Origin of the sequence: Pantoea sp. EKM10T (assembly GCF_011800685.1) — a bacterium.
GTDB classification, from domain to species: domain Bacteria; phylum Pseudomonadota; class Gammaproteobacteria; order Enterobacterales; family Enterobacteriaceae; genus Pantoea; species Pantoea agglomerans.
The window spans coordinates 481,504-491,192 of record NZ_JAALEU010000002.1; the positions used below are offsets into that span (position 1 = coordinate 481,504).

The 9,689-nt window shown below is 56.7% G+C and carries 9 protein-coding genes; 8 read left to right on the forward strand and 1 reads right to left on the reverse strand.

The genetic code is table 11. The annotated features are described in order from the left end of the window. Nucleotides 1-44: 44 nt before the first annotated feature. From ihfB to HFD95_RS05845, 8 genes are all read left to right on the forward strand, one after another. Nucleotides 45-329 (forward strand): integration host factor subunit beta, encoded by a 285-nt coding sequence (gene ihfB, locus HFD95_RS05810; protein ID WP_003849360.1) that lies wholly within the window; start codon nt 45-47, stop codon nt 327-329. A 204-nt stretch (nt 330-533) separates the two neighbouring features. Then, nucleotides 534-2,789, forward strand: a complete 2,256-nt coding sequence (locus HFD95_RS05815) for a DNA internalization-related competence protein ComEC/Rec2 (protein WP_167429940.1) — start codon at nt 534-536, stop codon at nt 2,787-2,789. A 34-nt stretch (nt 2,790-2,823) separates the two neighbouring features. Next, nucleotides 2,824-4,572, forward strand: a complete 1,749-nt coding sequence (gene msbA / locus HFD95_RS05820; protein WP_010669759.1) for a lipid A ABC transporter ATP-binding protein/permease MsbA — start codon at nt 2,824-2,826, stop codon at nt 4,570-4,572. After that, entirely contained in the window at nt 4,569-5,555 is a 987-nt protein-coding gene (lpxK, locus tag HFD95_RS05825) for a tetraacyldisaccharide 4'-kinase (RefSeq protein ID WP_010254951.1), read from the forward strand. Before msbA ends, lpxK begins: the two co-directional genes overlap by 4 nt. Nucleotides 5,556-5,594: 39 nt before the next feature. After that, nucleotides 5,595-6,809, forward strand: a complete 1,215-nt coding sequence (locus HFD95_RS05830; protein WP_010254953.1) for a winged helix-turn-helix domain-containing protein — start codon at nt 5,595-5,597, stop codon at nt 6,807-6,809. Nucleotides 6,810-6,914: 105 nt separating this feature from the next. After that, on the forward strand, nt 6,915-7,097 hold the full coding sequence (locus HFD95_RS05835) for a Trm112 family protein (RefSeq protein WP_003849374.1): 183 nt from the start codon (nt 6,915-6,917) through the stop codon (nt 7,095-7,097). After that, a complete protein-coding gene (gene kdsB, locus HFD95_RS05840; protein WP_010254955.1) occupies nt 7,094-7,843 on the forward strand; it encodes a 3-deoxy-manno-octulosonate cytidylyltransferase in 750 nt (249 codons plus the stop codon). Before HFD95_RS05835 ends, kdsB begins: the two co-directional genes overlap by 4 nt. A gap of 111 nt (nt 7,844-7,954) precedes the next feature. Beyond that, nucleotides 7,955-8,848, forward strand: coding sequence for a fructosamine kinase family protein (locus HFD95_RS05845; protein ID WP_167429941.1), 894 nt, complete (start codon nt 7,955-7,957; stop codon nt 8,846-8,848). Here HFD95_RS05845 and elyC read toward each other — a convergent pair. Beyond that, complete coding sequence (gene elyC / locus HFD95_RS05850; protein WP_167429942.1) at nt 8,828-9,613, reverse strand: envelope biogenesis factor ElyC; 786 nt, start codon at nt 9,611-9,613, stop codon at nt 8,828-8,830. The genes HFD95_RS05845 and elyC overlap by 21 nt on opposite strands. Nucleotides 9,614-9,689 lie beyond the last annotated feature (76 nt).

Below are 9,689 nucleotides of genomic sequence, written 5' to 3' on the forward strand. Positions count from 1 at the left end.
GTAAAAGCTGTCATACATTCCCATAGGGATAAACCGGAGGTTACATGACCAAGTCAGAACTGATCGAAAGACTGGCGGGACAGCATACTCATATACCGGCGAAAGTCGTTGAGGATGCAGTAAAAGAGATGCTTGAGCACATGGCCACTACGCTGGCACAGGGCGAACGCATCGAAATCCGGGGATTCGGCAGCTTTTCTTTGCACTATCGCGCTCCGCGTACTGGACGTAACCCGAAAACGGGTGACAAAGTGGATCTGGAAGGCAAATACGTTCCCCACTTTAAGCCAGGCAAAGAGCTGCGCGATCGCGCAAATATCTACGGCTAAGCCGATACCGAACCAGATAAACGACATCTCCGGATGTCGTTTTTTTTTGCCTGCGATTCAGGCTCAGATCTGACATCCGGATTGCTGTCATCAACACTGCAACACAGCACTCTCTTTGTGAGACCGCTCCAGCCTGCCTGATCATCCGCTATTACTTTTACTTCCTTTGCCCAGAATAATCGAACTGAATCAATGGATACGATTATGCTGACATGGACCGTTCTGGCGCGACTGGCGATCGTTGCAACGTTACCGCTATTGCTGATGGCCCGGCTGCCTTCCGGTGAGGTGATGGGGGGCTTCCTCCTCACAGGACTGGCTCTGCTGCATTGCCCTTACCAACCCGTCCGTCTGGCCGGTATTACTCTGCTGTTTCTGGCATGGGCCTGTAACGACGCCCGTCTGATGGTGCGGGATATCGAAAAGTTCTCGGCGCGTCCTGCCACCTACACCCTTCAGATCAGTGAACTGCGGAAAGAGCGGAAGCAAATCCGGGTTCGTCTGCTGAAAGAGGAGGGCAGGATGATTTTTCCGCCTCGCTTTGCCTGGATCTGGTTTGATGCTGATCCGGAGGTCTACTGTCCAGGACAACGCTGGACGATGAAACTGCGTCTGCGACCGGTACATGCCCGCCTTAATGAGGGCGATTTTGATGCGCAGCGTTTTGCACTGGCTAATAATACGCCGCTTCAGGGACGAATCCTTAAGCAGACTGCGGTAAGCGATCGCTGTGATAGCCGCTGGCGATTTATTTTATGGCATCGTGACAGGACCCGTGCAATGCCTGCACGTGCAACGCTGGAGGCACTGGCTTTTGGCATTCGGGATGAGATGAGCCAGCAGACGCGTCAGCTACTGCGGGATACCGGTACCGCGCATCTGATGGCGATATCGGGCATGCATATCGCCCTGGCCGCCAGCACCGGCTGGATGATTGCGCGTGGGGTGCAATTTATCTTGCCAGCCCGTTATATCAGCTATCTTTTCCCCCTCATCGTGAGCTGGCTGTTTGCTGCAATCTATACCTGGCTCTCCGGTGCACAGCCTCCCGCAGAGCGTTCGCTGCTTGCCCTGACGCTATGGGCGATAACACGGTTTGCGGGAGTTCAGCTGAATAGCTGGCAGGTCTGGACGTTCTGTATTGCATTGCTGCTGGTAACCGACCCGCTGACCGTGCTCTCTGACAGCTTCTGGCTCTCGGTACTGGCTGTGGGCATGCTGCTGGTCTGGTATCACTGGTTCCCGCTGCCTGCGGCGTTCCGTCAGCAACGGCGCTGGATTCCGGTACAGTTGCTGCATTTACAGGCGGGCATGATGATTTTAATGGTGCCGTTGCAGGTGGCGATTTTTAACGGCATCAGCCTGACTGCGCTGGTGGCGAATGTTGTCGCGATTCCGGTCGTCTCGTTTATTACCATGCCTCTGGTGACGCTCGCCCTGCTGCTGCCGGTGGCGCATTTATCTGGCTTCTTCTGGGGAGCGGCCGATCTCTCTTTACGTGCACTGTTTCATTGCCTGACGTTGCTGCCACCAGGCTGGTGGCCGCTGAGTGGCACAACCTGGTTTACGGTTATGGTATGGGGCGGCCTGACTCTCTGGCGTGCGCAGCTCTTCTTCTCTCTGCCACTAAGCAGCTGCGCCTTAGCGCTGGCGATGATACTGAGTCGCCAGCCAAATCAGGAGCAGGGCTGGCGCATCGATATGCTGGATATCGGGCACGGTCTGAGTCTGGTGATCAGCCAGGGCGACGAGGCCGTGATGTATGACACCGGCCCGCGCTGGCAGAACGATAATGCGGGGAGTCGGGTGATCATTCCATGGCTGGAGCGCAGGCAGTTACGGTTAAAACAGGTCATCCTGAGTCATAAACATCTGGATCATACTGGCGGGCTGGCGGCGATTACTCAACGCTGGCCAGCGGTTGAAGTCAGAAGTGCGCTGGCTGATGAGGCACACTTACCCTGCGTACGGGGCACGCAGTGGCGCTGGCGGCAGCTCCACTTTCGGGTGGTCTGGCCGCTGACGGCACCCCTGCCGGGCGGAAATAATGACTCCTGTGTGGTGATCGTCGATGATGGTCAGGTCCGGCTGATGTTAACCGGTGATATTGAAGCGAAAGCGGAACGCCAGCTGGTGGCGCTGGAGAAGCAGGGGCTGAAGGTCGATATTCTGCAGGTCCCGCACCACGGTAGCCGGACGTCGTCGACCTCATTGCTGCTGCGTAAAGCCGCAGGCCACACCGCTATCGCCTCGCTGGCACGCTACAATGCATGGCGTATGCCCGCGAAAAATGTGCTGGAAAACTATCGAACGGCCGGTTTTCAGTGGCTGGATACGGGCCAGTCAGGACAAATCAGTATCAGGATAGAGCAGGGCAGAGCGCAGGTTTCTACCCTGCGGGAACAATTAATGCCCCGTTGGTATCATCAGTGGTTTGGCGTCAAACGCGAATCCAGGTAGAATGGCCGGCTATTTCCAACAGCGTGAATAAATAATGCATCAAGATAAAGATCTCTCTACGTGGCAGACGTTTCGCCGACTCTGGCCGATGATCGCGCCTAATAAAGCGGGATTAATTGCGGCCTCAGTCGCCCTGATTATTAATGCTGCGGGCGACGCCTTAATGCTCTCACTGTTGAAACCGTTACTGGATGATGGTTTTGGTAAAGCTGACAGATCGGTGATGCTGTGGCTGCCGTTAGTGGTTATTGGCCTGATGCTGGTACGCGGAGTCACCAGTTATATCTCCAGCTACTGCATCTCCTGGGTCTCTGGCAACGTCGTGATGAACATCCGCCGTCGTCTGTTCAGCCATATGATGGGCATGCCGGTTTCGTTTTTCGACCAGCAGTCAACCGGCACCCTGTTGTCACGCATTACTTACGATTCTGAGCAGGTCGCCTCCTCTTCTTCGGGCGCGCTGGTCACCGTAGTGCGTGAAGGGGCTTCCATTATTGGCCTGTTTATCATGATGTTCTACTACAGCTGGCAGCTGTCGCTGATCCTGATTGTACTGGCACCTATCGTCTCCTTTGCTATCCGCACCGTCTCTAAGCGCTTCCGCACCATCAGCAAAAGTATGCAGAACACTATGGGGCAGGTGACAACCAGCGCCGAGCAGATGCTGAAAGGGCACAAAGAAGTGCTGATTTTTGGCGGACAGGACATTGAATCGGAGCGCTTTTCCCGCGTCAGTAACCGGATGCGTCAGCAGGGAATGAAACTCGTTTCAGCCTCCTCCATTTCCGATCCGATTATTCAGCTGATCGCGTCGCTGGCACTGGCTTTTGTGCTCTATGCCGCCAGCTTCCCCAGCGTCATGGATACCCTGACAGCCGGTACCATCACCGTGGTCTTCTCCTCGATGATTGCCCTGATGCGCCCGCTTAAGTCTCTGACCAACGTCAACGCCCAGTTCCAGCGTGGGATGGCGGCCTGTCAGACACTGTTCTCTATTCTGGATAGTGAGCAGGAAGTAGATAACGGTACGCGCGAAATCACCCGTGCTAAAGGGGATATTGAATTCCGTGATGTGACCTTTACCTACCCAGGTCGTGAAATTCCGGCACTGCGTAATATCAATCTGTCGCTGCCAGCAGGAAAAACGGTGGCGCTGGTGGGCCGTTCCGGTTCCGGTAAGTCTACGATGGCGAGCCTGCTGACCCGCTTTTATGATATCCAGCAGGGCGAAATCCTGCTGGACGGTCATGATCTGCGTGAGTACAGCCTGCGCTCATTGCGTAATCAGGTGGCGCTGGTGTCACAGAATGTGCACCTCTTCAACGACACGATTGCCAATAACATCGCGTATGCCCGCAGTGAGCAATACAGCCGTGAAGAGATCGAGCAGGCGGCCACCATGGCGCATGCCATGGACTTTATCAATAAAATGGATAAGGGCCTGGATACGATGATTGGCGAGAATGGCGTGCTGTTATCTGGCGGTCAGCGTCAGCGTATTGCCATTGCCCGTGCGTTGTTACGTGATTGCCCGATCCTGATCCTCGATGAAGCCACCTCGGCGCTGGATACCGAGTCTGAACGCGCGATTCAGTCTGCACTGGATGAGTTGCAGAAGAACCGTACCTCGCTGGTGATTGCACACCGACTCTCTACCATCGAGAAAGCGGATGAAATCGTGGTAATTGAAGATGGCCAGATTGTTGAACGCGGTACGCATCAGGTGCTGTTAGCAGAACGCGGTGCCTATGCACAGCTGCACAAGATGCAGTTCGGCCAATGATTGAACGTATCTGGAGTGGTCGCTCACCGCTATGGCTGCTGCTATGGCCATTCAGCCTGCTGTATGGTGCGATCACGGCCCTGATACGCTTCAGTTACAGGCGCGGCTGGCGTAAAAGCTGGCGTGCGCCTCTGCCGGTCGTGGTGGTAGGTAACCTGACTGCTGGCGGGAATGGAAAGACGCCGGTGGTCATCTGGCTGGTCGAGGCGTTACAGCAGCGCGGCCTGCGCGCTGGCGTGGTCTCCCGAGGATATGGCGGCAAGGCGGACCACTATCCCTTGCTGGTCACGGCGCAGACCCCCACCGAACAGGCCGGGGATGAGCCGGTATTGATCGCCCAGCGCACCGGGGCGCCGGTCGCGGTCGCCCCTCAACGGCGACGGGCGATTGAGGCGTTACTGAAACAGGGTTCGCTGGATGTGATCATCACGGATGATGGCCTGCAACATTACGCCCTGCAGCGCGATCGCGAAATCGTGGTGGTTGATGGGGTCCGTCGCTTTGGTAATGGCTGGTGGTTGCCTGCCGGTCCGATGCGTGAACGTGCCGATCGTCTGCAGCAGGTCGATGCCGTGATCATTAACGGCGGCGAAGCACAGCCCGACGAGATTGCCATGCAACTTCAGCCCGGGCTGGCCACCAATCTGCTGACCGGTGAAACCTGCCCGCCGGAGCAACTGGGTGCGGTAGTCGCCATGGCCGGTATTGGTCATCCCCCGCGTTTTTTCACCACGCTGAAACAGCAGGGTATAACGCCGGTCGCAGAGATCGCCTTTGCCGATCATCATGCCTACAGCAAAGATGAACTGACCCGATTACTCCAGGCGGGTCAGCAACTGCTGATGACCGAAAAAGACGCGGTGAAATGCCGTCACTTTGCCCAGCCTGACTGGTGGTATTTGCCGGTCGATGCCCATTTAACTGGTAATGCCGTGACGCCGTTACTGGATGACATTGAACAACTCTGCCGCCATATTTCCTGATACCCGCCCCCGTTCAGGTGAAGCCTGATAAGGAAGAGGATGAACAGTACGCATTCACTTTCGTTTCAGCAAGCACGCCACCTTCATCTCGCCGCGCAGGGCCTGCTGCGAACTCCGGCAAAACGTGCTGTTTATCAGGATCTGATTGACTGCATTTCCCGCATGTCGCTGCTGCAAATCGATACCATTCATGTGGTGGCCCGTAGTCCGTATCTGGTGCTGTTCAGTCGCCTTGGGAACTATCCTCAGGCATGGCTGGAACAGGCTCTGGCACAGGGCGAACTCTTTGAGTACTGGGCGCACGAAGCCTGCTTTATTCCCCGTGCCGATTACCGACTTCTTCGTCATCGCATGCTGTCGCCGGAACGTCTGGGCTGGAAATACAGTGCGCAATGGGTCGCTGAGCACCAGCAGGCCATTGCCGAATTACTTCAGCAGATCAGAGACAACGGCCCGGTACGCGCCGCCGATTTTACCCATGCCGATAACCCGAAGTCAGGCTGGTGGGCATGGAAACCGCACAAACGTCATCTGGAGAATCTCTTCAGCGCCGGTGAGCTGATGGTCACCGAACGCCGTAATTTTCAGCGCGTCTACGATCTTCGCAGCCGCGTAATGCCCGACTGGCAGGATGCGATACATGGCATCAGTGAAGCGGAGGCGACCCGTCAGATGCTGATGAATAGCGCCCGCAGCTTAGGGGTTTTCCGCTCGGCCTGGCTGGCGGATTACTATCGCCTGAAGCGGGCACCCGTGAACAACTTTATCGCTGACGCCCAGGCTGCGGGCGATCTGGTCGCCGTCAATACAGAGGGACTAGGTGAGATGTGGCTGCATCGTGACTACGTGCCGTTGCTGGATACGCCGCTGCAGGCGACGCACAGCGCGCTGCTGTCACCGTTTGATCCGGTGGTCTGGGATCGCAAGCGTGCGCGTGAGCTGTTCAATTTTGACTACCGTATTGAGTGCTATACCCCAGAGGAAAAACGCAAATTTGGCTATTTTGTTTTGCCCATCCTCCATCGCGGCCAGATAAAAGGGCGGCTGGATGCCCGCATGCTGCGTCAGGCAAAACAGCTGGAGATTAAAAATATCTGGCTGGAGGAGAAGACCCGCGTTACGGCGCGATTTTTGCTGGATATCCGGCGTGCTATCGAACGCTTCGCGACGTGGCAGGGTGCTGAAAGTGTCGCTATCCTGCAGGCACCCGACGCGCTTAACGATCAGTGGCCAGCCCTGTGGACGCTGGATTAATCAATTTTGCGGCAGCCGCTGCGGGATGGCGTTTTACCCCATCCCGCACGCGCCGCGCTATGGTATGCTTGAATCCTTAAGCATTCGGTCCCTGATGGAGGACATATGGATCATCGTTTACTCGAAATCGTTGCCTGCCCGGTTTGCAATGGCAAACTCTACTTCAACAATGCTCAACAGGAGCTGATCTGCAAACCTGATGGCCTGGCCTTCCCGGTCCGGGACGGCATTCCGGTGCTGCTGGAAACCGAAGCCCGCACGCTGTCAGTTGAAGAGATTCATCCATGAGTTTCACCGCTATCATTCCTGCGCGTTATGCGTCAACCCGCTTACCCGGCAAGCCGCTGCTCGATATCCACGGTAAACCGATGGTCGTGCATGTAATGGAGCGGGCCCGTGAATCGGGTGCCAGCCGGGTCATTGTTGCCACCGATCATCCCGACGTGGCGCAGGCAGTGGAAGCGGCAGGCGGCGAAGTCTGCATGACGCGCGCCGATCACCAGTCTGGCACTGAGCGACTGGCGGAAGTGATCGAAAAATATCAGTTTGCCGATGATGAAATCATCGTAAACGTGCAGGGCGATGAGCCGATGATTCCGGCCGAGATTGTGCGTCAGGTGGCGACCAATCTGGCGGGGTCGGCGGCCGGGATGGCGACGCTGGCGGTGCCGATCACCGATGTGGAAGAAGCTTTTAATCCGAATGCGGTGAAAGTCGTCATGGATGTGAATGGCTACGCGCTCTATTTTTCACGGGCGACCATACCCTGGGATCGTGAACGGTACGCCGCATCGCGCGAGCAGATCGGTGATACGCTGCTGCGCCACATTGGCATCTACGCTTACCGTGCTGGTTTTATACGCCGCTATGTCGCCTGGGCGCCTTGTCCTCTGGAACAGATTGAGCTGCTCGAGCAACTGCGTGTTTTATGGTACGGCGAAAAAATTCATGTCGCCGTCGCGAAAACCATTCCCAGTGTGGGTGTGGATACGCCAGACGATTTGCAACGCGTTCGTGATGCCATGCAGGCCTGACAAGCGGGGAGCCTGTCTCCCCGTTTCAGCGCAACGTTCTTGATCCGCCGCTAAACTTATCTCCAACACTTCCTTCAGGATATTGTGATACTCATCTGAGGAGGATGCCGCATGGAACAGCTTAAATCGGAACTCACGCTGGCGCTGGGTGAAACCATCAGCCGCCTCGAAATGATCAGTGAACATCCACCCACCCGGCTTTATGCGTTATACGATCGGGACGGGCGCCCCATGCCGGTGGTGGCGAAATATTTTCGTCATCAGGGCCGGGCGGCGATGGAAGCCAGAAAGCTGGCGCTGCTGGGCCAGGCCGGACTGATCGCCGTGCCAGCGGTCTATGGTCTGGTGATGAGCCAGCAGCCGCCGGTGCATGAAATGCTCCTGCTGGCGCGACTGAATGGCGTGACGGCGGAAGCGCCTGCGCGGGATGCTCAGCGCTGGCAACAGTTTTGCGAACAGGTGGTCGAGGGAGTGCTGGCCTGGCACCGGCTCGACAGCCATGGCCTGGTCGGTACGGTGGACAGCACGCAGCAGAACAGCTGGCCCGCCTGGTATGCACAACGGGTTGAGGTGCTATGGGCGACCCTGAGCTATCTGCGTCCTCCAGCCTTTACGCTGGAAGATCGTCAGATTCTGTTTCGCTGCCGGGCACGACTGGCGCATCTGTTTCGCGGCTTCGACGATCCCTGTGTGATGGTTCACGGCAACATTCAGCTGCAGAGCATGCTGAAAGATAACCGCAGTGACCAGTTAATCGCGATGACACAGCCGGGCACCATCCTCTGGGCACCCCGTGAATACGATCTTATCCATCTGGATACCTCGCCTGCCGAAACGGCGCTGCTGCACAATTACCTGCAACGGGCGCCGGTTTCAGAGGGTTTTGTCTGGCGTCGGTGGGTTTATCAACTGTGGGACTGCATTGAGCATCTGGTACAGACCGGCACGTTTAATCGTCCGCGTTTTGACCATGCACGCGCGCAATTACTTCCCTGGCTCGGCTGAGTCCGACTCCTCGCCTTTCAGCTGTTGCAATAGTGTGCCAAGCGTTTCGTAGACCGCACGTTCGCTGTGACTCAGCCAGGTCGATGAGGGTATCGCCCGTTCCCATCCATTCAGCGGTGACGTAATCGCCAGCTGATTCGCGGGAGCAGCCATCGGCTTCAACCCGACAGCGTGGAAAAAGCGTATTGCCCGCGGCATATGATTCGCGGATGTGACCAGCAGAAACGGGCGATCGCCCACCACGGTTTTGACCGCCTGCGCTTCATCCGCGGTGTCGCGGGGCTGGTCGAGAATCTGAACATGTTCGCGGGGAACGCCCAGACTTTCCGCCACCTGTGCCGCTACCCAGGCGCTACTCTTTGGATTGGTGCCGCCCGCTGCGCCGGTAAAAATCAGCTTCGACTGCGGATTCCGCTGCCACTGACGAACGCCTTCTGCCACGCGCGGCAGACTGTTATTCAGCAGGTTCGAGCTGGGCGCCCACGCCGGGTTAAAGGTGTAGCCTCCACCCAGCACCACAATGAACTCCACCTTCTCTGATCCGTTCCAGGTCGGATAGCGGCTATCCAGCGGCAAAAGCAGACGATCGGCCAGCGGTTGCAGGCTCAGCAGCAGCAGTAACAGCCAGCTGACGGAGATCACGGTTTTGCCGCTTTTCTGCCAGCCAGTAAACCAAAGCAGTAAAATGCCAAGCGCCATCAGCAAAAGCAGAAACGGCAGGGGTAAAAGCAGCCCGCCGATAACTTTTTTAAGGGTAAATAACATCAAAAAAGAGTCCTGTTGTCCGAAAATAGAGCACCCGGAAGGGAAGATGGGGATGAAAGGTTCATTCTTCTGGTGC

Bases quoted from the DNA above. Each gene is read 5' to 3' on its own strand.
- ihfB (WP_003849360.1), top strand. From the start codon at position 45: ATGACCAAGTCAGAACTGATCGAAAGACTGGCGGGACAGCATACTCAT.
- HFD95_RS05815 (WP_167429940.1), top strand. From the start codon at position 534: ATGCTGACATGGACCGTTCTGGCGCGACTGGCGATCGTTGCAACGTTA.
- msbA (WP_010669759.1), top strand. From the start codon at position 2,824: ATGCATCAAGATAAAGATCTCTCTACGTGGCAGACGTTTCGCCGACTC.
- lpxK (WP_010254951.1), top strand. From the start codon at position 4,569: ATGATTGAACGTATCTGGAGTGGTCGCTCACCGCTATGGCTGCTGCTA.
- HFD95_RS05830 (WP_010254953.1), top strand. From the start codon at position 5,595: ATGAACAGTACGCATTCACTTTCGTTTCAGCAAGCACGCCACCTTCAT.
- HFD95_RS05835 (WP_003849374.1), top strand. From the start codon at position 6,915: ATGGATCATCGTTTACTCGAAATCGTTGCCTGCCCGGTTTGCAATGGC.
- kdsB (WP_010254955.1), top strand. From the start codon at position 7,094: ATGAGTTTCACCGCTATCATTCCTGCGCGTTATGCGTCAACCCGCTTA.
- HFD95_RS05845 (WP_167429941.1), top strand. From the start codon at position 7,955: ATGGAACAGCTTAAATCGGAACTCACGCTGGCGCTGGGTGAAACCATC.
- elyC (WP_167429942.1), bottom strand. From the start codon at position 9,613: ATGTTATTTACCCTTAAAAAAGTTATCGGCGGGCTGCTTTTACCCCTG.